Raw genomic sequence first — 25,248 nt, forward strand, 5'->3', positions numbered from 1 at the left:
ATCGAGCAGCGCCAGCGGCACCAGCGTCGTCTTGCCGGCGCCGGGCGGCGCCACCAGGACGGCGCTGTTGCCGGAGCCGAGCGCCTGGCTCAGGGCCGGCAGCACGGCGGATACCGGAAGCTCCGGCAAGGATCTCGTCGTCATTGCGTCCGCATATCAGCGGTCACCACAACCGTGCAACGGCTCAAAGCCTTGTGCGTGAAAACGGGTTCCAGCGCACCGTGCCCAGCCGCACCTCCTCGCGCACCATGGTGAGCAGGCCGGACGCGCCGACGACGGCGAGGCCGACCAGCGATATCCAGTCCGGATACTCCTGGAAGAACAGCGCGCCGAGGATGACCGCCCAGACGATCTGCGAATAATGCGTCGGCGCGATGCGGTTGGCCGGTGCGTATTTGGCGGCCAGCAGCTGCAGCAATTGGCCGCCGGCGGTAAAGGCGCCGCCCAGCACCAGCCACAGCAGCTGCATGGCGTTGGGGAGGGTGAACGATGTGGCGATGGTGCCGGCCCCGTTGAACAGCAGCCCGTAACCGATGAGCACGCCGAGCATGGTGGTGCGCTTTTCCTGCTGGGCGAGCGACCGCACCAAGATGACGCTGGCCGCGGCAAGGAAGGCCACCGTGAAGGCGGCAAGGTGTCCGAGATGCAACTCGCGAAAACCTGGCCGCACCACCAGCATGACACCGGCAAAGCCGGCAACCACCGCCAGCCAGCGCCATGGACCGACCTTTTCCTTCAGGATGACGGTCGAGAGAATGGTAACGCAAAGCGGCGCCAGGAAGATCAGTGCATAGGTCTCGGCCAGCGGAATGGTGGTGAAGGCGTAGACGCTGAGCACGCCCGAGGCGATGCCGGCCCAGGCGCGGGCCTGCACCGCCCATGGCCGCCCGGTGCGCCAGAAGTCGCGCCAGCGCTCATCGACTGGGCGGCTGAAAAACAGGAAGCAGCCGGCAAACAGCGTGATGAAGAAGCCGATCTCGAAGACGGTGAACTGTCCGCCAAGGCTCTTGATAACGGCATCGCTGCACGAATAGCTTGCATAGGCGATGAGGGCGAGCAGGATTCCGTTCGTCACGTTTTTCCATTTCCGGGGAGAGTGCAGTGAAGGTATTGGCGCTCGGCGCGCATCCCGACGACATCGAGATATTCATGTTCGGTACGCTGGCTGCCTATGCCACGCAAGGCGCAGAACTGACTTTTGCCGTGGCCACGGATGGCGCCAGGGGCGGCATGGGCGACCCGAGCGTTTTGGCTCGTGTCCGCCGCGACGAGGCGGCGGCCGCTGCGGCGCTGCTCGGCGCAACCCTTCGCTTTCTCGACTTTCCCGACGGCGAACTGGTGGCTGATGCGGCACTGATCGCTTCGCTGAAAGCGCTGATACGCGAGACCGCGGCGGATCTGGTGATCACGCATGCCCCCAACGACTATCACGCCGACCATCGTGCTTTGTCGGACAGCGTGCGCATCGCGGCCTCGTTCGGCGTCCCCGTGCTGCATGCCGATACGATGGGCGGCACCGGCTTTGCGCCGACGCATTACGTCGACATTTCCGCCTATGGCGATATCAAGACGCAGGCGATCCGCGCGCACCAGTCGCAGTGGCCGGAGCAATATGTCGACAGAGCGCGCGTCCAGAATGAGTTTCGCGCCGGGCAATGCAACAGCGTTCCAGGCGCCCTGGCCGAGGCCTTCCGATTCGAGCCGACATTTCCCTTCGCCGATATCCGCGCGCTGCTGCCGCCCGCGCCCCCTGTTCGGCCGATGACGCCGCAGACGAAAAATATAGGCGACCCCGGCTAAGCAACTTCCGGGCGAGCCGTCCGGCAATCATTTCCCAACGATTTCAATTCGCGGTTTCGCCATGTTGCGGCGCAGCGACGAATTCGCTTGCCTTGTTTAGTAAAAATTGCATCACTAAACAAATTACTAAACATCTGCGGTGCACCGCGCCGCCCTGGCGACGCATAGCGCGCCGTGTTTAGGCCCTCGGAGGAGCGAGGGTTGAGGGGTTCTTGAAACGGCCATCCGGGCGCGTTTCGCAAATGGGAGGAAGGCATGAAATCGAGCTTGAAACTGGCGTTGGGGCTGGCCTCGGCGATTACCGCGTCGACAGCCGTCTCGAACGCCGCGCACGCTGAAGACCTGACGCTTTGCTGGGCCGCCTGGGATCCGGCAAACGCGCTGGTCGAACTGTCCAAGGATTTTACCAAGGAAACCGGCATCGGCATGAAATTCGAATTCGTGCCGTGGACCAACTATGCCGACCGCTTCCTCAACGAGCTCAACTCGCACGGCAAACTGTGCGACCTGATCATCGGCGACAGCCAGTGGATCGGCGGCTCGGCCGAGAACGGCCACTACGTCAAGCTGAACGACTTCTTCGACAAGGAGAAGATCAGCATGGACGACTTCGTGCCGGCAACAGTCGTCGGCTATTCCGAATGGCCGAAGAACACGCCGAATTACTGGGCGCTGCCGGCCATGGGCGACGTCGTCGGCTGGACCTACCGCAAGGATTGGTTCTCCAAGCCGGAGCTGCAAAATGAATTCAAGGAAAAATATGGCTGGGATCTCGGCCCGCCGACCACCTTCGACCAACTGAAGCAGGTCGCCGAGTTCTTCCAGAAGCGCGAGATCGACGGCAAGACCGTCTATGGCGCTTCGATCTACACCGAGCGTGGCTCGGAAGGCATCACCATGGGCGCCATGGACGTGCTCTACAGCTACGGCTTCCAGTATGAAAACCCCAAGAAGCCCTACGAGATGGAAGGCTTCGTCAATTCGCCAGACGCGGTCAAAGGCCTGGAGTTCTACAAGTCGCTCTACGATTGCTGCACGCCTCCGGGTGCCTCGAACAGCTATATGGGCGAAGGTGTCGACGCCTTCAAATCCGGTCAGGTGGCCATGCACATGAACTTCGCCTTCACCTGGCCCGGCCTGCAGAAGGACGAGAATGTCGGCGGCGACAAGATCGGCTACTTCGTCAATCCGAAGGGTCCCGGTGGCGCCCAGTTTGCGCAGCTTGGCGGCCAGGGCATTTCGGTGGTNCGGCGACAAGATCGGCTACTTCGTCAATCCGAAGGGTCCCGGTGGCGCCCAGTTTGCGCAGCTTGGCGGCCAGGGCATTTCGGTGGTGTCCTATTCAGACAAGCAGGAATCGGCGCTGAAATACATCAAGTGGTTCGCCAACAAGGATGTGCAGGCCAAATGGTGGTCGCTCGGCGGCTATTCCTGCCTGAACGCGGTGGTCAAGGACCCGGCCTTCCCGTCCAGCCAGCCCTATGCACAGACCTTCCTCGACTCGATGGCGATCGTGAAGGACTTCTGGGCCGAGCCGAGCTACGCACCGCTGCTGCAGGCGTCGCAGAAGCGCTTCCACGACTATGTCGTTGCCGGCCAGGGTTCGGCCAAGGACGCGCTTGACGGCCTGGTCAAGGACTGGACGCAAGTGTTCCAGGACGACGGCAAGATGTAACCGGACCAACGGCTCCTCCCGAGCCTGACCCCAGAGGCGGATGATTTTCAGGCCGAATCGATCAGAAATCATCCGCCTCAGGGCTAAAAAGAGAGAGAGCATGATGTCGTCCGAAAACCGCTTCACACTTTTCGGCATCATGCTCTTGGTCCCGTGCTGCCCTTGGCACGGGACGCAGTTCAGATAAATTCCAGTGTCGAGACTTGACGTGACCGAAGCAGGACTCACCATGCTCAATCGGACTGCGGAGAACGTTGCCCGGGCGACCCCGGAGCCGTTGGCCCGCAAGGTCCGGGGGATCAGCGACAAGGGCCTCGCCTGGCTGTTCATCTCGCCGACGATCCTGTTGCTCTTGGCCATCAACATCTTCCCGCTGTTCTGGGCGATCTACCTGTCCTTCACCAACTTCCGCGCGAACCGCCCGAACGAGGTGGTGAAAAACCTCGGCTTCGCCAATTACCAGCGCATCCTCGGCGACCAGGACATCTGGATCGCCATGCAGACGACGGCGCATTTCGTGTTCTGGACGATCCTGCTGCAGACGCTGATCGGTTTCACGCTGGCATGGCTGATCGACAGGAAGTTTCGCGGCCACGCCTTCTGGACGACCATCATCCTGGTGCCGATGATGCTGTCGCCGGCGGTGGTCGGCAATTTCTGGCGTTTCCTCTACGAGCCGCAGATCGGCCTGTTCGCCTACGCCATCTCGTTCGTCACCCGGATACCACCGACCGACATCCAGATGCTGTCCAACGTGTCGCTGGCGCCGTGGTCGATCATCATCGTCGACACCTGGATGTGGACGCCCTATGTTATGCTGATCTGTCTCGCCGGCCTGCGCTCCATCCCCGAATACATCTATGAAGCCGCCGAGGTCGACCGCGCGTCCAACTGGCGGCAGTTCTGGTCGATCACGCTGCCGATGGCGCTGCCCTTCATCATGCTGGCGGTGCTGTTTCGCGGCATCGAGAACTTCAAGATGTTCGACATGGTCAACCTGCTGACCGGTGGCGGGCCGGGCTCGACCACCGAGGTCGCCTCGATCACGCTGAAGCGGCAGGCCTTCGAGAGCTGGCGCACCGGATATTCCTCGGCCTTCGCCATCATCCTGTTCGTCGCGGTGTTTGGGCTGGCCAACATCTACGTCAAGGCGCTGAACAAGGTGAAGCAGAGATGAGCCTGACCACCGCCCACTCCGTCGTCGCCCCCTCGGCCAATTCGAAGCGGATCGCCGGCACGATCATCGTGCTCTACGCGCTGATCTCGATCGTGCCGTTGCTGTGGATCTTCGCCACCAGCTTCAAGACGCCGCCGGATTCGATCGCCTATCCGCCCAAGATTCTGTTCCAGCCGAGCATCGAGGGCTATTGCAACCTGTTCACGACGCGCACCAGGCAAACGGCCGAGTATATCAACTCGCTCGGACCCGCGACCGGTTTCTGCGACGAGACCTCGCGCAAGCGCAACATGGTGATTGCCGGCCCGTCCAACTTCCTGCCGCGCTTCGTCAACTCACTGATCATCGCCTTCGGTTCCACCTTCTGCGCCGTATTCCTCGGCACGCTTTCGGCCTACGGTTTCTCGCGCTTCAAGGTGCCGCTGGCCGATGACCTTCTGTTCTTCATCCTGTCGACGCGCTTCATGCCACCGATCGCGGTCGCGATTCCCATCTACCTGATGTACCGCGAGCTCGGCCTGTCCGACACCGCGCTCGGCATGATCCTGCTCTACACCGCGGTCAACGTGTCGCTCGCGGTGTGGCTGCTGAAAGGCTTCATCGACGAGATCCCGCGCGAGTATGAAGAAGCGGCGATGATCGACGGCTATACCAGGCTGCAGGCCTTCTGGCGCACCGTGCTGCCGCAAGCGACTACCGGCATCGCCGCGACCGCCATCTTCTGCCTGATCTTCGCCTGGAACGAATATGCGTTCGCCGCACTCCTGACCTCCGGCACCGCGCAGACCGCGCCGCCCTTCATCCCGACCATCATCGGCGAAGGCGGCCAGGACTGGCCGGCGGTGGCGGCCGGCACGACCATCTTCCTGGTGCCGATCCTGGTCTTCACCATCCTGCTTCGCAAACAATTGCTGCGCGGCATCACTTTTGGGGCGGTGCGCAAATGATTGGTGTGCCAGGTCGACCCCCACTCCGTCGAGCTTCGCTCGACACCTCTCCCCCGATCGACGGGGTAGAGGAAGGACGCGAACTTCATTCAGCCAGGCTCCCTTCCTCTCCCTCCGGAGGGGGGAGAGGTGGCGCTGCGAAGCAGCGACGGAGTGGGGGAACCACCTGGCAACCGTCTCGCCCCGTTGCCGGGCAGAAGGAAGGAAGCTGCGCATGACGCGCCCAGCCATCTCCAAAAAGTCATCCTGGCCTCGCTGGGCCCGGCGCGGCCTGATGGAAAACATCGCCACGACGCTGATCGCCATTGGATTCCTGATGCTGTTCCAGCCCTTCGCGCTGGCGCTCTACACCTACTCCTTCATCACCATGCTCGCCGGCACGGTGATGTTCATCATCGTCTCGAAGTTCCCGGAATAATCATGGCCGAAATCCGCGTCCAACATTTGAGAAAGGCCTTCGGCGATTTCGTCGCGGTGCAGGATTCCAGCTTCGTCGTCGAAGATGGTGAGTTCTTCGTCATGCTTGGTCCCTCGGGCTGCGGCAAGACGACGACGCTGCGCATGGTCGCCGGCCTCGAATTGCCGACCGGCGGCCAGATCCTGCTCGGCGGCGAGGACGTCACCATGCGCCGGGCGCGCGAACGCGACATCGCCTTCGTCTTCCAGCTGTTCGCGCTCTATCCGCATATGAACGTGCGCAAGAACATCGGCTTCCCGCTTCTCGCGCAAGGCATGCCCTCGGCCGAGATTCGAAGCCGTGTCGAGGAAACGGCGAAGCTGCTGCGCATCGACCATCTGCTCAACAAATCGGTCTCGGGCCTTGCCGGCGGTGACCGCCAGCGCGTGGCGCTCGGTCGCGCCATCGTGCGACGGCCAAAATGCTTCCTGATGGACGAGCCGCTCGGCACGCTCGACACCGAATTCCGCGATCTGATGGTGCATGAGCTGCGCGAGCTGCACAACCGCATCCACGCCACCACCGTCTATGTCACGCACGACCAGATGGAAGCGATGTCGATGGCCGACAAGATCGCCGTGATGAACCATGGCGTTATCGAACAGTTCGGCAGCCCGCGCGAAATCTACGACCGCCCGGCAACCATGTTCGTCGCCGACTTCATCGGCTCGCCGCCGATGAATTTCCTGGGCTTCGGTGGCGGGCTGGCGAAGGGGGCGAAGGAAATCGTCGTCCAGGGCGCCAAGGTGGCGGTGCCGGAAGTGCGCGAGGAAATTGCGCCCGCCGACATGGCGCTCGGCATCCGTCCCGAGCACATCCGTTTCGACGATGCGTCGAAACTGCGCGGCACCATCTACGGCACCGAATATCTCGGCACGACGCAGATCGTGGCGGTGGAGACGGCGGACGGCATCATCAAGGCGCGGGTGCCGGCCGAAATCCGGCTCGCTGGCGGCGATCATGTCGGGCTGACGTTGAACAGCGCGCGGCTGTCGCTGTTCGACAAGGGCTCGGGTCGGGCGGTGCGCACCGCGATCCACGATACCGCCTCTCAAGGGAGAGCGCAGCATGGCTGACGTGCACATCAAGGGCGTGACCAAAAGCTTCGGCGACCATGTCGCCGTCGATGGCCTCGACCTTAACATCGCCGATGGCGAATTCGTCGTGCTGCTCGGCCCGACCGGCGCCGGCAAGACGACGACGCTGAGATTGATCGCCGGACTGGAGCGGCCGGATGGCGGCACGATCCATATTGGCGGCCACGATGCGACGACGCTGTCGCCGGCCGAGCGCGACACCGCTTTCGTCTTCCAGCAATATTCGCTCTACCCGCATCTGTCAGTCTACGACAACCTCGCCTTCCCGCTGCGCTCGCCGGCGCGGAAAGTACCGGAGGACCAGATTCGCCGCCGCGTCGAAGAGGTGGCAAAGATGGTGCGCATCCACCACAAGCTCGCCAACCGCTCGACCAAGCTGTCGGGCGGCGAGATGCAGCGCGTCGCCATCGGCCGAGCGTTGGTGCGCAAACCGTCGATCTATCTGATGGACGAACCGCTGTCGTCGCTGGATGCCAAATTGCGCGCCGATCTCAGGCTCGAACTCAAGCGCATCCAAGCCGAGCTCGGCGCCACCATGCTCTATGTCACGCACGACCAGATCGAGGCGATGACCATGGCGGACCGCATCGGCATCCTCAACAATGGCGTGCTGGTGCAGATCGGCACGCCGCGCACCATCTATTCCGAGCCGGCAAACCTTCATGTCGCCGCACGGCTCGGCCAGCCGGCGATCAATCTGCTGCCAGCGGGACTGCTGCCTGATGGTGGGGCGCCGACCGGAACCAAGACCATCGGCGCGCGCACCGAGCATCTGTCGATCGAGAAGACCGCAAACGGCCATGCCGACGGCGTCGTCGACTGGGTCGAACATCTCGGGGACCAGAACCATCTGCATGTTACGGTCGGCCCGAAGAAACTGGTGACGCTCACCGACCCCGATACGGATCTGGCCGAGGGCGACAAAGTGGTGATCCGCTACCGCTCGCCACTTTATTTCGGCGCCGACGGACAAAGACTGATGTGAGGTTTTCGGTGTCTCGCCAAGGGCACGGCACCGGCTTCTGATTGACGAATACAGGACGAATTCGATGAAGCACTTTTTCAACCGCAGGGAAACGATCGTCACCGAGGCGCTGGACGGGCTGTTGCGGACTATCGGTTCCGGCGATCTCGCGCGCCTCGACGGTTACCCCGAGATCAAGGTCGTGCTGCGCGCCGACTGGGACAAGGCGAAAGTTGCCGTCGTCTCCGGTGGCGGCGCCGGACACGAACCGTCTCATGCCGGCTTTGTCGGCAAGGGCATGCTGACGGCGGCGGTTTCGGGCGAGATCTTTGCCTCGCCCAGCGTCGAGGCGGTGCTGGCGGCCATCCGCGCGGTGACCGGCCCCGCCGGCTGCCTGCTGATCGTCAAGAACTACACCGGCGACCGGCTCAATTTCGGCCTGGCGGCCGAGAAGGCGCGCGCCGAGGGGTTTCGCGTCGAGATGGCGATCGTTGCCGACGACATCGCCCTGCCGGGTATCAACCAGCCGCGCGGCGTCGCCGGCACCTTGTTCGTGCACAAGATCGCCGGCCATTTGGCGGAGACCGGTCAGGACTTGGCAGCCGTTGCTACAGCCGCTCGCGCGGCGGCGAAGGACATCGTCTCGCTCGGCATGTCGCTGTCGTCCTGCTCGATCCCCGGCCAGCCACATGAAGAGCGGTTCGGCGAAAATGACGGCGAACTCGGCCTCGGCATCCATGGCGAGCCGGGCGTCGAGCGCATCGCGGTGCAAAGCGCCGACAAGCTGGTGGCGATCATGGCGGAGCGGCTGGCCGCGCGGCTCGACCCGAACGCCAGCCACGCGTTGCTCATCAACAATCTCGGCTCGGTGCCGCCGCTTGAGATGTCGCTGGTCGCCAATGCCGTGCTGGCCTCGCCGCTGGCCAAGACCGTGAAGCTTGCGATCGGCCCCGGACCGCTGATGACGGCGCTCAACATGAACGGTTTTTCGCTGTCGCTGATCAAGCTCGATGCGGCGCGCGAGGCAGCCTTGCTGGCGCCTGTCGGCCCACATGCCTGGATGCCGGCCAAAACCGTCGTCGCGCCGGCTATCGTGCCTATGGCGAAAGCGGCTGGAAACAGCGCAGCCCAAAGGGCCAGCCAGGATTCCGGCACCAGGCGTTTGATCATCACGGTCTGCGAACGGCTGATCGCGCTCGAAGAGACACTGAACGGGCTCGACGCCAAGGCGGGCGATGGCGATACCGGTTCGACGGTTGCGACCGGCGCGCGCAGCGTGCTGGAACGGCTCGATGCGCTGCCGCTGGCCGACCCTGCCGCCACGCTTGCGGCTATAGGCGATAGTCTGGGCGTCGCAATGGGCGGCTCCTCAGGCGTCTTGCTGTCGATCTTCTTCACGGCGGCGGCTCAGGCTTCGAACGGCGGAGCAACCCTGTCCAAGGCGCTGCTTGCCGGGCTTGACCGGATGACCTTCTATGGCGGCGCCAGGGTCGGCGACCGCACCATGGTCGATGCCTTGGAGCCGGGGCTGAAGGCGCTCGATGCCAAGGGGCTGGATGCCGCGGCTACAGCGGCACGGCACGGCGCCGAGGCGACCGCGGCCATGGAGAAGGCGAAGGCCGGGCGCTCCGCCTATGTCGGCACCAAATTGCAGGGCGTAGTCGACCCTGGCGCCCATGCCGTGGCCGAAGTGTTCGCGGCCGCCGCGCTGCATGCAACGGCCTGACGGCATGCTTAGATTGTCGAATGAAAACTCTTGCGATACTGCCGGCAGGATCGAAACCGGGAATCTGGACATGGCAGCGTTCGACCTTGCCAGGCTGATCACCGCCGCCGCGGACACGATCGCCGCTCACTCGGAAGAGTTGACCGCGCTCGACCAGGCGATCGGCGACGGTGACCATGGGCTGAACATGAAGCGCGGGTTTGAGGCCTTGCGTGCCGATGCCGAGGCGTTTTCGGCCAAGCCGCTGCCCGAGGCGCTGAAGGCGATCGGCACCAAGCTGGTGATGACGGTTGGCGGTGCATCCGGGCCGCTCTTCGGTACATTGTTCCTGGCGCTGGGCAAGGAGATTTCGGGAGAGCCGGATCGTGCCAATCTGGCGGCTGCTTTCGGCAAGGCAATCGAAGCTGTGGCCGCCAGAGGCAAATCCCAGGTCGGTCAAAAGACCATGCTCGATGTGCTGCAACCTGTGCAGGACGCGTTGGTCGAAGGAAAGACGGCCATGGAAATTGCAGATATCGCCGACATGGCTGCCGAGGCGACCGTGCCGATGAAGGCAACACGCGGTCGCGCCTCATTCCTCGGCGACCGCTCAATCGGTCATATGGATGCCGGCGGACGCTCTGTGGCGCTGCTGGTGCGGACCGTCGCCGAAACCGTCGAGGGCCAAGCATGAGCAATGTCGGCATCGTCATCGTCTCGCATTCCCCGCTGGTTGCCGAAGGCACGGCCGACATGGTGCGGCAGATGGTGGGCGACGAAGTGCCGCTTGCATGGTGCGGCGGAAACGGCCATGGCGGGCTCGGCACCAGCGTCGAAGCGATCATAGGCGCCATCGACAAGGCGTGGTCGGAGGCGGGCGTCGCCATACTGGTCGATCTCGGCGGCGCCGAGACCAATTCGGAAATGGCGGTGGAAATGATCGGCGAGCCGCGGGCGCAGAAGATCATCGTCTGCAACGCGCCGATCGTCGAAGGCGCGGTGATGGCGGCGACCGAGTCCTCCGGCGGCGCCTCGCTGAAGGAAGTGGTGGCGACGGCGCATGAATTGTCGCCGTCGTGAGTGAACGGGAATTTTGACCTGATGTCCGCCTTTGCCGAAGCGACCGTCCTGATCACCCACGAGGTGGGTCTGCATGCGCGCCCTTCGGTGAAGTTCACCAAGCTTGCCAAGAGCTTTGCGGCCGAGGTGGAGATTGCGCTTTCTGCCAACGGCCCATGGTTCGACGCCAAGAGCATCGTCAAGGTGATGGCGGCCAGGGCGCCGAAAGGCACCATGCTGCACATCCGGGCCACAGGCGACGGCGCCGATGATGCCGTGAGAGCGCTGGCCGAGCTGGTGCGACGCGGTTTCGACGAGGATGCGGGCCATGCCCGAACCGCTTAGGCTGCAAGGCATTTCGGCCTCGGCCGGCTATGCCGAGGGGCCGTTGTTCAACCTCGACAACGGCACCGCGCACTACACGGGCAAGGCGAGCGCCGCGGACGAGAAGGCCGCATTGGAAGCAGCTATCGCCAGCGCGACGGACCGGCTCGCGACCCTGATCGAAACCGCCGATGACGAGGCCGCCGGCATTCTCGAATTCCAGCTCGCCATGCTTGGGGACGAGGCACTGACCGGCCCGGCTTTTGCCGCGATCGCGTCCGGCATGCCGGCTGACATGGCCTGGCGACAGGCGCTGGACGCCGAAATCTCCGGCTACGAAACGTCAGACCAGGACTATTTCCGGGCTCGCGCCGCCGATATCAGCGATATCCGCGACCGCGTGCTGCGCGCCCTTACCGAGGAGCAGGAGAGCGCTCCACCAGCCGGCGCCATTCTCTATGGCGAGGACATCGCGCCGACGCGCTTTCTCGAGACCGACTGGAGCACCGGCGGCGGCATCGCGCTGAGGGCCGGCAGCGCCGCCAGCCACGTCGCCATGCTGGCGCGCTCGCGCGGCGTGCCGATGGTGGTGGGGCTTGGCGCTTCGCCGGCTAATCCCGTCGGTCTGGCTCTGCTCGATGCGGAGCATGGCGGTATCGTGCTTTCGCCGACCACGACCGAGATCGAAGCGTTCCACCGGTCCTCGTCCTCGTTTGTGGCACATCGAGACAAGGCCGGAGTCTATCTCGCGAAACCGGCGGTAACCCGGGCCGGGACGACAGTGCGCGTGCAGGTCAACATCGCCGATCCGTCCGAGGTCGACGGCATCGACATTTCGACCTGCGACGGGGTCGGGCTGATGCGCACCGAATTCCTGTTCGGCAAGGCGCCGCCGGACGAGGAGACGCAATACCAGGCCTATCGCAAGGTGCTGGAATGGGCAGGCGACAAGCCGGTAACCATCCGTACCGTCGACGCCGGCGGCGACAAGCCGGTGCCGGGCTTCACCGTCGAGGAGAGCAACCCGTTCCTCGGGCTGCGTGGCATCAGGCTGTCGCTGGCAAGGCCGGAGGTGTTTCGCGTACAGATCCGGGCGCTGCTGCGCGCGGCGGTGCACGGCAATCTGAAGGTGATGTTTCCGATGATCGCCGTCGCGGAGGAATACCAACGCGCCGCCGCTCTGTTCATGGAGGAGCAGGCCGGGCTTGCCGCGCGCGGCATCGCGCAAAAAATGCCGCCGCTCGGCATCATGGTCGAGGTGCCTTCGGTGGCGATCGCGCCGGAGGCGTTCGCCGATGTCGCCTTCTTCTCGATCGGTTCGAACGATCTGACCCAATATGTAATGGCGGCTGCCCGCGATAACGCAGCCGTGGCGCATCTTAATTCTGTCCGCCATCCCGCCGTGTTGCGGCTGATCGGCTCGGTTGCCGCTTTTGGCCTGCGCGCGAAAATCCCAGTCAGCCTGTGCGGCGATGCCGGCGGCGATCCGGCATCGATCCCGGCACTGCTCGAGGCCGGCCTGCGGGATCTCTCGGTGGCTCCCGCCCAACTCGCCATGGCCAAGGCGGCCATCTCGGATGCATCGGTCTAGGATGACTGAGATGGCCGACAAGACACCAGAAGCCGGCTCCGAAGAGGCGATCCGCGCCTACAAGACGATCCTGTCGCAGGTCATCGACCAGCGACCGTCGGGTATGCGACAACGCCTTGCCGACGCGCTTGGCAAGCACCGCAGCTTCGTCACCCAGATTTCCAGCGCGGCCTATTCGACCCCGATCCCGTCAAAACATCTGCCGGCTATTTTTTCGGTCTGCCATTTCAGTCCGGCCGAGCGCGATCAGTTTCTGGCTGCCTATCATCTGGCGCATCCCGGCAAGATGTCGGTTGCGGCAGGCATGCGCAAGACCCGGCATGTCTCGCTGATCGTGCCCGATTTCGGCGACGACAAGCAGAATGCAGCGCTCGACAAGGCGATCAACGAATTCATCCAGAAGATCACCAGCATCACCGGCAGGAGTGGCGGCTGATCGTGTTGTGTCGGGAGGACACATGAAGAAGTTTATGAATTCCGTCGACACGGTGCTGACCGAAAGCCTCAACGGCTTCGTTGCAGCTCATGCCGACATCCTGGTGCTGGGCGAGGAGCACAAATTCATTCGCCGCAAGGTGATGAAGCCGGGGAAGGTGGCGCTGATCTCGGGCGGCGGTTCCGGCCACGAGCCGTTGCATGCCGGCTTTGTCGGTCACGGCATGCTGGACGCCGCCTGCCCCGGCCAGGTCTTCACCTCGCCAACGCCGGACCAGATACTGGCGGCGGCCGCCGCCGTCGATACCGGCGCCGGCTGCCTGTTCATCGTCAAGAACTATGAAGGCGACGTGATGAATTTCGACATGGCCGGCGAAATGGCCGACGGCGTCCTGCAGGTGGTGATCAATGATGACGTCGCCGTCGAGAATTCGTCCTTTACGACCGGCCGGCGCGGCGTCGCCGGCACGCTGGTGGTGGAGAAGATCGTCGGCGCCGCCGCCGAGCAAGGCATGGCGCTGGCGGATCTCAAGGCGCTCGGCGGTCGCATCAACAGCGCGACGCGTTCGATGGGCGTGGCGCTGACCAGTTGCACGGTGCCGGCGGCCGGCAGGCCGACCTTCGAGATTGGTGATGGCGAGATGGAATTCGGCGTCGGCATTCATGGCGAGCCCGGCCGGCGTCGCGACACGTTGAAAAGCGCCGATGCGATCGCCGAAGAGATTTGCGCCGCGATCCTGGGCGATCTCGGCGACAGGGCGAAAGGCCCGGCACTGTTGTTCATCAACGGCTTTGGCGGCACGCCGCTGATGGAGCTCTATCTGATGTACAACAGCGCCCGAAACATCTTCGAAAAACAGGGCGTGACGGTGACCCGCTCGCTGGTCGGGTCCTACGTGACATCGCTCGACATGGCCGGCTGCTCGATCACGCTGACCATGCTGGATGACGAGGCAACGTCAATGTGGGACGCGCCGGTGCACACAGCCGCGCTGCGCTGGGGACTGTAACGGAGGGGCCTTGCCCATATCCCGAACAGGCGGCTTATGAACTTGCCTTAGCCTGCGGGACCGGACGGACCGTTACCCGCAGTCACGCCGACAGATTGCCCGCCTGCAGCGCGGCTTGCCTTGCGGCCGACCGCTCCGGCTTCATCCAAACCGAAGCCGTAGAAGTCTTATCGCGGTATCGGCAGCGACGGCCCGGCCACCACGCTGGACAACTTTCCTGCCTTGCGCAGCACGGGCGCTTCATACTTTTTCTTGGCCATTCCAAACACCCTTTTCAGTCAAGTGCAAAAGAATGGACCGAAACCGTGGAAAGTCAATTCATGAGCTGGTTCTGCCACCACACGCTGGCTTCATGCATGCTTTTCTGCAACATACGCTCCTCTGAGTTGGTTGTTTGACTCAATTCCGGACGGGAATTGCTGATGTGGGCGAACGCAATCCGGGTTTGATGCTGCCATCTCTTGCGCCTGCCGATGAAAAACTGCTGCTGACCTTCGCCGACCCGGAGGCGACGGTTGCCATTGGCCGTGACGTTGCTGCCGAAAGCTTGCTGGCACTGCTCGCCAATGCCGAGTTCCACGGCGTGCTGCCGATCATGCTGCGCAAGCTCAGCGAGATCGGCGACGCCCAACTGCCTGCGGACGCAGCCTTGCGGCAAAAGCTGTCGGAACTGCGTGATCGCTCGACGCTGGCGACCGGCCAATCGATGCTGCTGCAATATCATGGCGACCGCATCATGAAGGCATTGGCGGCGAAAAATGTTCCGGCCCGCATCGTCAAGGGTCCGGTCTTCGCACGCAAACTTTACCGCCACGCCGCTGACCGGCCGTTCACCGACATCGACATTCTGGTCGAGCCGGCCAGCATCATTGAAGCCAACACGGTGATTGCCGGGTGCGGCTTCGAGCTCTGGAGCGGCGAGGCGCAGTCGCAGGATCTGCAGGAGTTCAAGTGGCTGGAGAAGGAGAATACCAGCCTGCTGATCGAACTGCACGGCAACCTGGTGCATGATTCCGGCATGCGGCGGCGGCTGTCGCTGGGCTTTCGCGAATTGCAGATCATCGACGGCAGCGAGGCCGACACGCCGGCCGCGCTGCTGACCATCGCCATTGTCCACGCCGCCGGCGGGCACAAGTTCCACCGGCTGCAGCTTTGCGTCGATGTGCTGCAGGGCGTGCGCGCGCTGCGGTCGCCCGCGGATGAAGACCGGCTTTTCGAGGCGGCGCGCATCAGCGGCATCGAGCTCGAACTGGCGACGGTTCTCAATGTGACGGGGCGGCTGTTTGATGCACCGCGCGCGATCGAACTGGCCGACCGCATCAAGCCCGACCTCTCGATATTTTTGGCCAAATGGCTGATCACCGGCGATACGCTGCTCGGCGTCAATTCCAGGGACAAGATGCATTCGCGCCTGCGCCGCGACGCCTTCCGCTGGATCCAGCGCCTCGCCAGGCCAAAGCCGCATTCTGCCTGAAGTGTGCTTTAGTCCCGCGCCGCCAGCGCCGAGCGGATCAGCGGGGCCGCCTCGGCCGGGTTCGCGCCGACTTCCAGGGTAAATGTCGGGACGGCTTTGACCAGCGTTGCGATGGTTGCCATGCGGCGCTTCTGCGCCGGCAAAAGGCCGGTCATGCCGGTCCTGACATTGTCGGTGGCAAGCGCCACCATGGCGTCTGTCCTGGTCATGGGCACGAGCCGGGTTTGCGCGTCCGCCGAGCGGGCGAGATGAAACAGTGCCGCAACCGGTCTGCCGACAGTTTCCTCGATGCGGATGATCTCGGCGAGACGTTCCAGCGAGACGGCCTGCTCGCCATTGGCGTCCCATTTGTCGCCAATGCAAGGCGCCACGAAGGGCAGCATTGCCGCGGTGTGGCGGTGGACCTTCACCTTGCGCGGCAAGCCCCAGGCCGTGATGCCGCCACCGGCCAAAACCTTGAGGATCATGGCGTCATCCGAGCACAGGCCGAAACCTTGCGACGCCAGCGCCAGCGACGTCGTCGACTTGCCGGTGCCGCTCGGCGCATGGATCAGCACGAGCGCCTCGCGGCCGGGCAATGTCAGGCCGGCGGTGTGCAGCATGTGCTGGTCGCCGGCATCAAGTGCTGCATCCAGCACCATCATCAGCACCGTCCATTTGACCTTGGCATCGGGATGGACTCGTATCTCGGCCCAGCCTCCATCGGCATTGATCGAGACGGTCTGCAGGCCGGGAAAGACCAGATGAACGGTGCCGCCACCGTCGATCAGCCGGCAATGGCCGTCCTCCGGCACCTCGCCGTCGAAAGCGAGTTTTCCGGCAGGCGATTCCGGTAACTCCCGCATCTCGACGATGTCGACGCGGAAATCGGGCTCGACCGGCCCGCTCACGCGCAACGTGCCGAGCAAGAGGTCGAAGCTCGGCCAGAGATCGGCCCGCGAGGCCGATATGCTGATGACCTGGCCCTGGAGATCATAGCAGAAGGTGGTCGCCGGACCGGTCAAGCAGCGTGCGCCTTTCCGGCATCGGCGTGATGGCGATAGATCTGCACCATGCCGGGGAGGCTGTCCGAGACCACCGGGCGGCCATCGAGACAGACCCAGCAATGGGCAGACATACGCGGCGCCTGCATCGACTTCGGATCGACGCCGAAGCGCAGATCCGGATCGAAGCCGGCAAAGCGCAGGAAGCGGTGGGCGAGCAGGCCCTCGCGCAGGCATCTGCGGTCGCGCATCAGCCAGGGGTGCCGGACGGTCCGGTTGACGGCAGCGACGATGTAGGCTGACGACAGGCCGCGATAAGGGGTGGGTGCGCTGAGCGGCGCCCATTTCAGCACCGATTCGAAGCTGCGGCGGCCGATCAGGGTCGGCATCAGCCGCGCGCTTGCCCATAAATGGACACGAAACAAAGCGCGCAGGAGAACGCCGTCCACCATCAGGGAGCCGGGTCGGCGAGAATGCCTTCGCTCACCAGTTCGGCGGCCAGCGCCGCGATGTCCTGGTCGAGCGTGCCCTTGTCGACCTCGAACTCGTCAGACAACAGGACGACGATCTGGTCAAGGCTGCGGGCGCCGTCAACCTTGTCGAGAAAGGCTTCGGTGGTGCCGTTGCAGGTGTAAAGCTGGCCGCTGCGCGCCAAGAGCACGACGGCGCCATCGCCGACATGCTGGACCGAGGCGTCGTCCGCCAGCCGCAGAACCATTTCAGAACCGATTTGGGCCATGGAGCCCCTCCACCATTTTCCTGGAGAGCAGATAGCGCGGCGATGCGGGTCTGTCCATTGCGCGGACGAGAGGGAGAACAGGCCGGCCTGACCGTTCTGTGGCAATCCGGCAACGCCACCATCCTCACGACACAGGCAACCGAAGCCTAATAGAGACATCCAATTTCAGATTGTGGTAACTTCCACATCATTCAGAGCCTGAGAACAGGGAAGCACCCCAGAAATAGTCGGTGATTGCAGCTGGGAATCACCGCCGCAAACGGTCAAGCCAGCTATCTCGCAGGGTCAAGGTCTTGCTTTTCTTACCTAAAGTAAGCTATGGAGTCGCGGGGTTTTGGGAGAGCATTGGGTATGCGTTACAACTGGGAGCGGGCTCCGACCGCGTTCGAACGTCATCGAAAAGCATTGGCAGCCGCCATATTGATCGCGGGTGGCGTCGGGCTGATGCTGGCGGCCTTGCCGCTTTAAGACCTGATATCCGACACGAACGCCCTGCTTTCTCCGGGCGCATGAGCTTTTTCTGCCTGCCACAAGACGGGCCGCGGCTTAGCGTGCATGGCCGGTTACGGCGATGAAGCGGCGGTCGCGTCCTTCGAAGCCCTGGCTGAAGCGCTGCACCAGCACCGCCACTACCGCCGGCCTGCCGGGCGGGGTGTATTCGTAGGATTCCGACAGGCTGTAGGAAGTCGGGCAGTTGCGCGAGCCGGCACGGCCTTGTCCTCGTGCAGCACCTTGAACGGCTTGCCGTCCTGCCCCTGCGGCGACAGGCGGAAGCCGCGCGCCTTGCCCGTCTTGGCGCCTTGAAGTTTCTTTTCGCCCTGAAGTGTCTTGTCGCTCGGAAGAGCCTGGTCGCTTGGCTTGGCGTCATCAAAGCTTGCCGAGCAGTCCGTCTTGCTGTCGGCCAAAATCTCATCGAGCTGGATGGTCGAAATCTGTGTTTCGCCATAGAACGGCGACAGCCATTTCTGCGCGGCCTGCTCGAGGCGGGAAATGTCGTTGTACTCGACCGTGTCATCCGGGAAGGTGAACCTGTCGGAGGCCGTGCGCGTGCCGCGCTCGGCGATGCCGTATTTGGCCAGGATTGGCGCGGCCTGCTTTGCGGCCTGCGCCCGTGCCTGCTCCACCGTCGTGGTCGCCTCTTCCGATTCGTCGAGGACAAGGATCGGCTTGCCGCCGACGAACTCGTCTGTGCTTGTTTCGATGATGTCGATCTGCGACCAGCCGGAAACGGCAGCGTCGAGCTCGCCATATTGCTCGAAGGCGAAATATTTGCCGTCGGGGGAAAAGCCGATGATGCGCCGCGCGGCGGCATCGCCGGCCTGGGCGGCGGAAACGATCGTCAACAGCAGCGCTGCTCCAACGGCAGATCCAACCCCGTATCGTACCGTCATTGCGCGCCCTGCCCCGATTAGGTGCCTGCAATTTATGGCCAAGGCGAGATCGGCCAAGCCCCAAATTTCGGGAAAGACATGGCATTTGGGGAAAGACGTGGCCGGGAAAACCCGCATAGGCTATTGCAAGATAGAGAGTTTTCCCGAGGAGGGATGAATGGCGTCACGCTACCACGAGGTCTATGACGGCTGGAAACGCGACCCGGAACAATTCTGGGCCGCTGCCGCCGAGGCGATCGACTGGTATTCGCCGTGGACCAGCGTCTTCGATGCCAAGGCGGGCGTTTACGGGCGCTGGTTCAACGGCGCCAGCTGCAACACCTGCTTCAACGCTCTCGATCGCCATGTCGCAAGCGGCCGCGCCGACCAGATCGCACTTATCTACGACAGCGCGATCACCGGCACGGTCAAGAAATTCACCTATGCCGAATTGAAGCGCGAAGTGGTAGCGCTGACTTCGGTGCTCAAGAACCGCGGCATTCACAAAGGCGACCGCGTCATCATCTACATGCCGATGGTGGCCGAAGCGGCGGTCGCGATGCTTGCCTGTGCCCGCATCGGCGCGGTGCATTCGGTGGTGTTCGGCGGCTTTGCCTCGCACGAGCTCGCCACCCGCATCGACGACGCCAAGCCGAAGCTGGTCATCTCCGCGTCCTGCGGCCTGGAGCCTGGACGTGTCGTGGCCTACAAGCCGCTGCTCGACAAGGCGATCGAAATGTCCCGCCACAAGCCGGACGCCTGCCTGATCCTGCAGCGCGACCAGCTGCGCTGCGATCTGAGGGAGCATTACGATATCGATTTTGCCGACGCCGTTGCCCGCGAGCGCGCCGCGGGCGCCAACGTCGATTGCGTTCCGGTGCTCGCCACCGACCCGCTCTACATCATCTACACCTCCGGCACGACCGGCCAGCCTAAGGGCATCGTGCGCGACAATGGCGGCCACATGGTCGCGCTCAAATGGACGATGGAAAACGAGTTCGGCGTCAGACCGGGCGAAGTATTCTGGGCGGCCTCCGATGTCGGCTGGGTGGTCGGCCATTCCTACATCGTTTACGGACCGCTGCTGCATGGTGCGACAAGCGTGCTGTTCGAGGGCAAGCCGACCGGCACACCCGACGCCGGCACCTATTGGCGGGTGATCGCAGAACACGGCGTGGTCGCGCTGTTCACCGCGCCGACGGCCTTCCGCGCCATCAAGGGGCAGGACCCCAAGGGCGAATTCGTGCCGAAATACGATCTGTCGAAATTCCGCACTCTGTTCCTGGCCGGCGAACGCGCAGACCCGGAAACCATCAAATGGGCGGAGCAGAAACTCAACGTGCCGGTGGTCGATCATTGGTGGCAGACCGAGACCGGCTCGCCGATGACCATCAACCCGGCGGGCCTCGGCCTGCTGCCGGTGAAATACGGCTCGCCCGGCGTGCCGATGCCGGGCTACGACATTCGCGTGCTCGACGATGCCGGCCATGAAGTGCCGCGCGGCACGCTTGGCAATGTGGTGGTGAAACTGCCGCTGCCGGCCGGCTGCCTGCCGACGCTGTGGAATGCCGACGAGCGTTTCCGGCGAGCCTATCTCGAGGAATTTCCCGGCTTCTACAAGACGGCCGATGCCGGCATGATCGACGAGGACGGCTACCTCTATGTCATGGCGCGCACAGACGACATCATCAATGTCGCCGGACACCGGCTGTCGACCGGGGCCATGGAGGAGGTGCTTTCAGCGCATCCCGATGTCGCCGAATGCGCCGTCATCGGCATCGCCGATCAGATGAAGGGCCAGATACCGCTCGGCTTCGTCGTGCTTAACGCCGGCGTCGCCCGCGATATCGATGCCATCGAAGCCGAGGTCGTGGGGCTGGTGCGCGAACGGATCGGCCCGGTCGCCGCCTTCAAGACCGTGGTGACGATCAAGCGCCTGCCCAAGACGCGCTCCGGCAAGATCCTGCGCGGCACCATCCAGAAGATCGCCGACAAGGAAGAATGGACGATGCCGGCGACCATCGACGATCCCGCCATTCTTGACGAGATCACCGCGGCGCTCAAAGCCCGCGGCATCGGGGTCTGACGGCCCCAGTGGCGTTGTTTCAGCGGTCCAGACCTCCCCGGCCGGCGCCGCGCGAGCGCCTGGAAATGGATATGGACGACACCGTCGTCTACGCGATCGGCGACGTGCATGGCTGCTACAAGGAATTGCTGTCGCTGGAGCAGAAGATCCAGCTCGACGCGCTGCAATTTCGCGGCCGCAAGATTATCGTCATGCTCGGCGACTATATCGATCGCGGGCCGCAATCGGCGCGCGTGCTCGACCATGTCTTGGCGCTACCGCCAACAGGGTTCCTGCGCGTCTGCCTGGCGGGAAACCACGAAGTGGCGATGCTGAACTATCTCGACGGATATCTGTCGCGGGACCGCTGGCTGGCGGTCGGCGGCCGCGAGACGCTGTTTTCCTATGGGGTCGATCCGGCGCGGCTTGCCAGCCTCTATGCCTCGAGCGACGAGGTCGACCGGCGCGTGAAGGAAGTCATTCCGGCCAGCCATATCGACTTTCTGCGCAGCCTGCCGGTGCTGCTCTGTTCGGATAAATTCGTTTTCGTCCATGCCGGCATCAGGCCGGGTATCGACCTGGTCGCACAGGATGAGCAGGACCTGCTCAACATCCGCGACGAGTTCTTCAACGCCGCCCATCTGCTCGACCGCTTTGTGGTGCATGGGCACACGCCGGTCGATATCCCCAAGCTTGACGGGCGAAGGCTCGGCATCGACACCGGCGCCTTTCAAAGCGGCCGGCTGACAGCGCTCAGGATCGCGGGTAAATTCGGCAAGCTGATCTTTTCCTGACCTGCCGTGCTTCTTCGTTTGAGCGTGATCCTTTCCGAAAACCGGATCCGCTTTTCCGGATCACGCTCCTTTTCAGGATCGCGCTCCGTTCAGGCGGCGGTCTTGGCCCGCACGTCCGATTTCTCCAGATAGTAGGTCGAATAGCGGTCGAAGAACTTTTCCGAGCCGCCGAGCGAGCCGTATTTCGGCAGCTTCTTCAGATCGACCTTGTTGAGCACGGCGCCGACGACCTTGCTTGCGACGTAGGGTTCCTGCTCCAGCAGCGAGCGCACCATGGCGCGCGGCGTGCGGCCCCATTCGGCAACCAGCACGAAGCCGTCGACCAGCGGCGCAAACGCCTTGGCGTCGACCACGGGGCCGAGCGGCGGCAGGTCGACGATGATGTACTCGAACGTCTCCTTGGCGTTGTCGATGAAGCGCCGCATGCCGGCCGATGACAGCAGCTCGCTGGTATGCGAGAACTGGCCACGCAGCACGGCCGGGATGATCGCCAGCTTGGTCTGGCGGTCGACCTTGCCGACCGACTGCCAGGTCTGGCCGTTGACCACGGCTTCCATCAATCCCTGCTCGGCCTCCATGCCGAGGTTGCGGCTGAGGCCAGGATTGCGCAGATCTGCATCGATCAAAAGCGTCTTCGAGCCGTTGGCGGCCAGCAATCCGGCGAGATTGGCGGCGACCGTAGACTTGCCCTCGCCGGGCAGGACCGAGACCACGCCTATGACCCGGCTGCCTTGCCCTTCCATGACGACGTCGAAGGCGATCTTGGCGTTGCGCAGCGTTTCGGAGAACATCGATGCCGGCGCATCGACGCTGACCCGCATGCGCGCCCGTTTCTCGGCCGCCGACAATGTGTTGGCGCCTTTGGCATCCGCCGCACCGCCGTCGGCGTCCTTGCCGAGCCTGCCGCCGATCATCGGCAAATAGCCGAGGAATTTGAGGCCGACGCGATCGCGAATGTCCTCGCCGGTCCTGAAGAAGCGCTCGTTGAACTCATTCAGGCCACCGAAGCCGGCGCCAAGCAGCACGCCAAGCACCAGCGACAGCGCCAGCACCCTGGAGGTGCGCGGGCTTGAGGCGGAAAGCGGCGTTGAGGCATCCGAGATGATGCGGACCTTGCCGACCGGGAAGGATTGCTGCTGCGAGGCCTCCTCGTAGCGGCTAAGGAAGGTCTGGTAGAGCGTGGTCAGCGCCTGCGCCTGCTGGTCTAGTTCGCGCAGTTTGACCTGGCTCTGGTTGTCGATGGAGCTCTTGCCGGCCGCGTCGGCGATCTTCTGCCTCAGTGAGGTCTCGCGTGAAAGCGCGACTTCATATTCATTGCGATAGCTTTCGGTCAGTTGCTTCAACTCGCCGAAAATCTGGGTCGACAGATCGGCCTTTTCCTTGGCCAGCGCCACCGCCTGCGGATGGTCGGCGCCGAAATTGGCCGTCACATCCTGCAGCCGCTTGGCCACTGTGAGATAGCGGGTCTTGAGCGTTGCAATGACCGAGCTTGCCGGCTGATCGCTTGAGATGGCGGAATCGTTGAAGGCATTGTCCGAGCCGCTTTCGACGATGGTCTTGTATTGCTGGTAGCGGGCGCTGGCGCGCGCCGTATCGGCCTGCGCGACGATCAGTTGCGCGGTGAGATCGGCAATCTGCTTGTCGCTGATCAGCTGGCCGTCGCTGTTGGCGGCCAGACCATGCTCGGCCCTGAATTTCTCGACCGCCATAGCGGCCGCCTGTGAGTTCTGACGAAGCTCGGTCAGCCGGCCCTGCAGCCAGACCGCAGCGCGCTCGGTAGCGTCGAAGCTGGCATTGAGCTGGTCGGCGAGATAGGCGTCGGCATAGGCCTTGGTGATGGCGGTGGCGAGCGCCGGATTGGTCGACTGGTAACCGATGGCGAGCACATAGGAGCGGCCGTTGCGCTGCGCCAGCACCTCGCTCTGCAGCTTCAGCACGGCATAGTCGTGGCGCGCCGTCTGCATCATGGCCTGGCGTGTCGCCTCATCGACGTTTTCCATGCCGGGAATCTGCTCGGCGGAACTTGAGCGGAAATAGCCGATCACGCCGCGCACGAAGCCGATGCCCTTGACCAGCGCCGATTGCGGCGGGTTCATGAACTCTGCGTTCTGGTCGAGTTTCAGCTTGTCGACCACCACCGAGGCCAGCCGCGCCGAGGTGATGATTTCGATCTGGCTGAGCAGGGCGGCGTCGGTCTGCATGGTGACGGATGCAGCCGAGATGTCGTCGATGACCTTGTTCAGGCCTTCGTCGATCAGCACGCTGGCGACCGACATGTATTGCTTGGGCGTGGTCTGCAGATAGAGCAACCCCAGGAACAGGCCAATGATGGCGCAGACCGCCACCACCTTGACCTGACGCGCCGCCATGCCAAGCAGGCGCTCGACGTCGATGAAGTCTTCACCCTTTTCCTGATCGGGGTTGGGCAATGGCATCCTCTTGTCGAGAGGAAAGCTGGCATAATTCATCTTCGATCCAATTCTAGGTTACAGGCGCCGGAGCGAGACGGGTCAGGTCCCACCTCGTCCGAAGCTGCGGAGATCGGGGGCAAGATATGCAACGCAAGCTTCATGCCATCCGGCGCCGGGCCTGAGCGGCCAGGCGTGCAGGCATGAGCCGCGCCATCGTCCAAACGCATATGCCCTCGAAAGATGGGCATTATGCGGCCACTTCCTGACGCTCATGCGACCGCACGAACGCCTGCAGCATTTCCAGCACAGGTCCCTTCATGTCGTCGCGCGCCAGCGCGAAGGCGATGGTCGCCTCTATGAAGCCTTCCTTGGAGCCGCAGTCGAACATGCGGCCATTGAAAGGCTGGGCAAAGAAAGACTGGCTTTTCGCCAGCCGCACCATGGCATCGGTAAGCTGGATTTCGTTGCCGGCGCCGCGCTGCTGGTTGCCCAGCAGCGAGAAGATCTCGGGCTGCAGGATGTAGCGGCCGTTGATGTAATAGTTCGACGGCGCATTGGCCGGCGCCGGCTTTTCGACCATGGCCGTCACCTCGAAGCCGCTGCCTGTCTCGGCGCCGCGCCCGACGATGCCGTATTTGCTGGTCTCGCTGGGATCACAGCGCTCGACGGCGATCACATTGCCGCCGGTCTGCTGATAGAGATCGACTGTTTCAGCCAGGCAACCTCGGCGACCGAACGACACCATATCGGGGAGCAGCAGGGCGAAGGGCTCGTCGCCGATGACTTCGCGTGCGCACCACACCGCATGGCCGAGACCATGTGGCGACTGCTGGCGGATGAAGCTGGTGGCGCCGGCCACGGGCAGCATGCTTTCGAGCGCCTCCAGCTGGGTCTTCTTGCCGGTTTGTTCGAGCGTTCCAATCAGTTCGGGGTGCAGGTCGAAGTAGTCCTCGATGACAGCCTTGTTGCGGCCGGTGACGAACACGATGTGCTCGATGCCGGCTTCGAAGGCCTCGTCCACCGCATATTGGACGACCGGCCGGTCGACCACGGGCAGCATCTCCTTCGGAATCGACTTGGTTGCCGGCAGGAACCGTGTTCCAAGCCCCGCCACAGGGATGACTGCCTTCCTGATTTTCTTCATCGCAAATTCCTTCTGAGCAGATCGATT

General features: G+C 63.4%; 24 protein-coding genes and 1 pseudogene. 17 read left to right on the plus strand and 8 right to left on the minus strand.

The window, feature by feature from the left end; genetic code table 11:
* Window positions 1-184: 184 nt before the first annotated feature.
* Window positions 185-1,075, minus strand: coding sequence for a DMT family transporter (locus X726_RS160215; RefSeq protein ID WP_023668772.1), 891 nt, complete (start codon window positions 1,073-1,075; stop codon window positions 185-187).
* Between the two features lie 26 nt (window positions 1,076-1,101).
* On the opposite strand from X726_RS160215, the gene X726_RS160210 reads away from it, so the two are divergent.
* From X726_RS160210 to X726_RS160145, 15 genes and pseudogenes are all read left to right on the plus strand, one after another.
* Window positions 1,102-1,800: a PIG-L deacetylase family protein gene (locus X726_RS160210; protein ID WP_023668773.1), complete on the plus strand. Its 699-nt coding sequence runs from the start codon at window positions 1,102-1,104 to the stop codon at window positions 1,798-1,800.
* A 255-nt stretch (window positions 1,801-2,055) separates the two neighbouring features.
* A pseudogene (locus X726_RS01000000166725) lies at window positions 2,056-3,475 on the plus strand (ABC transporter substrate-binding protein).
* Window positions 3,476-3,704: 229 nt separating this feature from the next.
* Window positions 3,705-4,652 carry a sugar ABC transporter permease gene (locus tag X726_RS160205; RefSeq protein ID WP_031198535.1) on the plus strand — a complete coding sequence of 316 codons (948 nt, stop codon included), beginning with the start codon at window positions 3,705-3,707 and terminating at the stop codon, window positions 4,650-4,652.
* Entirely contained in the window at window positions 4,649-5,599 is a 951-nt protein-coding gene (locus X726_RS160200; protein ID WP_023668775.1) for a carbohydrate ABC transporter permease, read from the plus strand. The genes X726_RS160205 and X726_RS160200 overlap by 4 nt, the downstream gene beginning before the upstream one ends.
* A gap of 214 nt (window positions 5,600-5,813) precedes the next feature.
* Window positions 5,814-6,017, plus strand: a complete 204-nt coding sequence (locus X726_RS160195) for a hypothetical protein (RefSeq protein WP_023668776.1) — start codon at window positions 5,814-5,816, stop codon at window positions 6,015-6,017.
* A 2-nt stretch (window positions 6,018-6,019) separates the two neighbouring features.
* Window positions 6,020-7,132, plus strand: coding sequence for an ABC transporter ATP-binding protein (locus X726_RS160190; RefSeq protein ID WP_023668777.1), 1,113 nt, complete (start codon window positions 6,020-6,022; stop codon window positions 7,130-7,132).
* On the plus strand, window positions 7,125-8,138 hold the full coding sequence (locus tag X726_RS160185; protein WP_023668778.1) for an ABC transporter ATP-binding protein: 1,014 nt from the start codon (window positions 7,125-7,127) through the stop codon (window positions 8,136-8,138). The genes X726_RS160190 and X726_RS160185 overlap by 8 nt, the downstream gene beginning before the upstream one ends.
* 64 nt (window positions 8,139-8,202) lie before the next feature.
* Window positions 8,203-9,843, plus strand: coding sequence for a dihydroxyacetone kinase subunit DhaK (locus X726_RS160180; RefSeq protein ID WP_023668779.1), 1,641 nt, complete (start codon window positions 8,203-8,205; stop codon window positions 9,841-9,843).
* Window positions 9,844-9,913: 70 nt separating this feature from the next.
* Window positions 9,914-10,516 (plus strand): dihydroxyacetone kinase subunit DhaL, encoded by a 603-nt coding sequence (gene dhaL, locus X726_RS160175; protein ID WP_023668780.1) that lies wholly within the window; start codon window positions 9,914-9,916, stop codon window positions 10,514-10,516.
* Entirely contained in the window at window positions 10,513-10,902 is a 390-nt protein-coding gene (dhaM, locus tag X726_RS160170; protein ID WP_023668781.1) for a dihydroxyacetone kinase phosphoryl donor subunit DhaM, read from the plus strand. Before dhaL ends, dhaM begins: the two co-directional genes overlap by 4 nt.
* Before the next feature lie 21 nt (window positions 10,903-10,923).
* Entirely contained in the window at window positions 10,924-11,226 is a 303-nt protein-coding gene (locus X726_RS160165) for an HPr family phosphocarrier protein (protein WP_023668782.1), read from the plus strand.
* A complete protein-coding gene (gene ptsP, locus X726_RS160160) occupies window positions 11,210-12,796 on the plus strand; it encodes a phosphoenolpyruvate--protein phosphotransferase (protein WP_023668783.1) in 1,587 nt (528 codons plus the stop codon). The genes X726_RS160165 and ptsP overlap by 17 nt, the downstream gene beginning before the upstream one ends.
* Window positions 12,797-12,806: 10 nt before the next feature.
* Entirely contained in the window at window positions 12,807-13,232 is a 426-nt protein-coding gene (locus tag X726_RS160155; protein WP_023668784.1) for a hypothetical protein, read from the plus strand.
* Between the two features lie 22 nt (window positions 13,233-13,254).
* Window positions 13,255-14,241 (plus strand): dihydroxyacetone kinase subunit DhaK, encoded by a 987-nt coding sequence (gene dhaK / locus X726_RS160150; RefSeq protein WP_023668785.1) that lies wholly within the window; start codon window positions 13,255-13,257, stop codon window positions 14,239-14,241.
* 448 nt (window positions 14,242-14,689) lie between these two features.
* On the plus strand, window positions 14,690-15,715 hold the full coding sequence (locus tag X726_RS160145; protein ID WP_023668787.1) for a nucleotidyltransferase family protein: 1,026 nt from the start codon (window positions 14,690-14,692) through the stop codon (window positions 15,713-15,715).
* 8 nt (window positions 15,716-15,723) lie between these two features.
* Here the strand turns inward: X726_RS160145 and X726_RS160140 are convergent, their stop codons facing one another.
* The 5 genes from X726_RS160140 to X726_RS01000000166730 all read right to left on the minus strand — a co-directional run bounded on the left by X726_RS160140 (window position 15,724) and on the right by X726_RS01000000166730 (window position 18,780).
* The gene (locus tag X726_RS160140) at window positions 15,724-16,719 is read right to left on the minus strand and encodes an HPr kinase (protein WP_023668788.1); all 996 of its coding nucleotides are present in this window, start codon (window positions 16,717-16,719) and stop codon (window positions 15,724-15,726) included.
* The gene (locus tag X726_RS160135) at window positions 16,716-17,150 is read right to left on the minus strand and encodes a lasso peptide biosynthesis B2 protein (RefSeq protein WP_023668789.1); all 435 of its coding nucleotides are present in this window, start codon (window positions 17,148-17,150) and stop codon (window positions 16,716-16,718) included. The genes X726_RS160140 and X726_RS160135 overlap by 4 nt, the downstream gene beginning before the upstream one ends.
* Window positions 17,150-17,437, minus strand: a complete 288-nt coding sequence (locus X726_RS160130) for a PqqD family protein (RefSeq protein WP_023668790.1) — start codon at window positions 17,435-17,437, stop codon at window positions 17,150-17,152. Before X726_RS160130 ends, X726_RS160135 begins: the two co-directional genes overlap by 1 nt.
* Window positions 17,438-17,983: 546 nt before the next feature.
* A complete protein-coding gene (locus X726_RS1000000171515; protein ID WP_245272082.1) occupies window positions 17,984-18,112 on the minus strand; it encodes a DUF2259 domain-containing protein in 129 nt (42 codons plus the stop codon).
* Window positions 18,067-18,780 carry a DUF2259 domain-containing protein gene (locus X726_RS01000000166730; protein WP_245272081.1) on the minus strand — a complete coding sequence of 238 codons (714 nt, stop codon included), beginning with the start codon at window positions 18,778-18,780 and terminating at the stop codon, window positions 18,067-18,069. Before X726_RS01000000166730 ends, X726_RS1000000171515 begins: the two co-directional genes overlap by 46 nt.
* A gap of 205 nt (window positions 18,781-18,985) precedes the next feature.
* Between X726_RS01000000166730 and X726_RS160125 the strand changes: the two genes are divergently transcribed.
* Both X726_RS160125 and X726_RS160120 read left to right on the plus strand, forming a co-directional pair.
* A complete protein-coding gene (locus X726_RS160125; protein ID WP_023668792.1) occupies window positions 18,986-20,893 on the plus strand; it encodes a propionyl-CoA synthetase in 1,908 nt (635 codons plus the stop codon).
* Window positions 20,894-20,964: 71 nt separating this feature from the next.
* A complete protein-coding gene (locus X726_RS160120; protein ID WP_245260639.1) occupies window positions 20,965-21,666 on the plus strand; it encodes a metallophosphoesterase family protein in 702 nt (233 codons plus the stop codon).
* A gap of 89 nt (window positions 21,667-21,755) precedes the next feature.
* Here the strand turns inward: X726_RS160120 and X726_RS160115 are convergent, their stop codons facing one another.
* Window positions 21,756-24,134 (minus strand): polysaccharide biosynthesis tyrosine autokinase, encoded by a 2,379-nt coding sequence (locus X726_RS160115; protein ID WP_023668794.1) that lies wholly within the window; start codon window positions 24,132-24,134, stop codon window positions 21,756-21,758.
* Window positions 24,135-24,324: 190 nt separating this feature from the next.
* On the minus strand, window positions 24,325-25,221 hold the full coding sequence (gene galU / locus X726_RS160110; RefSeq protein WP_023668795.1) for a UTP--glucose-1-phosphate uridylyltransferase GalU: 897 nt from the start codon (window positions 25,219-25,221) through the stop codon (window positions 24,325-24,327).
* Between the last annotated feature and the right edge of the window lie 27 nt (window positions 25,222-25,248).

Origin of the sequence: Mesorhizobium sp. LSJC285A00, assembly GCF_000503155.1 — a bacterium.
Classification (GTDB): domain Bacteria; phylum Pseudomonadota; class Alphaproteobacteria; order Rhizobiales; family Rhizobiaceae; genus Mesorhizobium.

What these genes read in the sequence shown, in the direction of transcription:
- X726_RS160205 (WP_031198535.1), top strand. Translation starts at nt 3,705, where the DNA reads ATGCTCAATCGGACTGCGGAGAACGTTGCCCGGGCGACCCCGGAGCCG.
- X726_RS160200 (WP_023668775.1), top strand. Translation starts at nt 4,649, where the DNA reads ATGAGCCTGACCACCGCCCACTCCGTCGTCGCCCCCTCGGCCAATTCG.
- X726_RS160195 (WP_023668776.1), top strand. Translation starts at nt 5,814, where the DNA reads ATGACGCGCCCAGCCATCTCCAAAAAGTCATCCTGGCCTCGCTGGGCC.
- X726_RS160190 (WP_023668777.1), top strand. Translation starts at nt 6,020, where the DNA reads ATGGCCGAAATCCGCGTCCAACATTTGAGAAAGGCCTTCGGCGATTTC.
- X726_RS160185 (WP_023668778.1), top strand. Translation starts at nt 7,125, where the DNA reads ATGGCTGACGTGCACATCAAGGGCGTGACCAAAAGCTTCGGCGACCAT.
- X726_RS160180 (WP_023668779.1), top strand. Translation starts at nt 8,203, where the DNA reads ATGAAGCACTTTTTCAACCGCAGGGAAACGATCGTCACCGAGGCGCTG.
- dhaL (WP_023668780.1), top strand. Translation starts at nt 9,914, where the DNA reads ATGGCAGCGTTCGACCTTGCCAGGCTGATCACCGCCGCCGCGGACACG.
- dhaM (WP_023668781.1), top strand. Translation starts at nt 10,513, where the DNA reads ATGAGCAATGTCGGCATCGTCATCGTCTCGCATTCCCCGCTGGTTGCC.
- X726_RS160165 (WP_023668782.1), top strand. Translation starts at nt 10,924, where the DNA reads ATGTCCGCCTTTGCCGAAGCGACCGTCCTGATCACCCACGAGGTGGGT.
- ptsP (WP_023668783.1), top strand. Translation starts at nt 11,210, where the DNA reads ATGCCCGAACCGCTTAGGCTGCAAGGCATTTCGGCCTCGGCCGGCTAT.
- X726_RS160155 (WP_023668784.1), top strand. Translation starts at nt 12,807, where the DNA reads ATGGCCGACAAGACACCAGAAGCCGGCTCCGAAGAGGCGATCCGCGCC.
- dhaK (WP_023668785.1), top strand. Translation starts at nt 13,255, where the DNA reads ATGAAGAAGTTTATGAATTCCGTCGACACGGTGCTGACCGAAAGCCTC.
- X726_RS160145 (WP_023668787.1), top strand. Translation starts at nt 14,690, where the DNA reads ATGCTGCCATCTCTTGCGCCTGCCGATGAAAAACTGCTGCTGACCTTC.
- X726_RS160135 (WP_023668789.1), bottom strand. Translation starts at nt 17,150, where the DNA reads ATGGTGGACGGCGTTCTCCTGCGCGCTTTGTTTCGTGTCCATTTATGG.
- X726_RS160130 (WP_023668790.1), bottom strand. Translation starts at nt 17,437, where the DNA reads ATGGCCCAAATCGGTTCTGAAATGGTTCTGCGGCTGGCGGACGACGCC.
- X726_RS160125 (WP_023668792.1), top strand. Translation starts at nt 18,986, where the DNA reads ATGGCGTCACGCTACCACGAGGTCTATGACGGCTGGAAACGCGACCCG.
- X726_RS160120 (WP_245260639.1), top strand. Translation starts at nt 20,965, where the DNA reads ATGGACGACACCGTCGTCTACGCGATCGGCGACGTGCATGGCTGCTAC.
- X726_RS160115 (WP_023668794.1), bottom strand. Translation starts at nt 24,134, where the DNA reads ATGAATTATGCCAGCTTTCCTCTCGACAAGAGGATGCCATTGCCCAAC.
- galU (WP_023668795.1), bottom strand. Translation starts at nt 25,221, where the DNA reads ATGAAGAAAATCAGGAAGGCAGTCATCCCTGTGGCGGGGCTTGGAACA.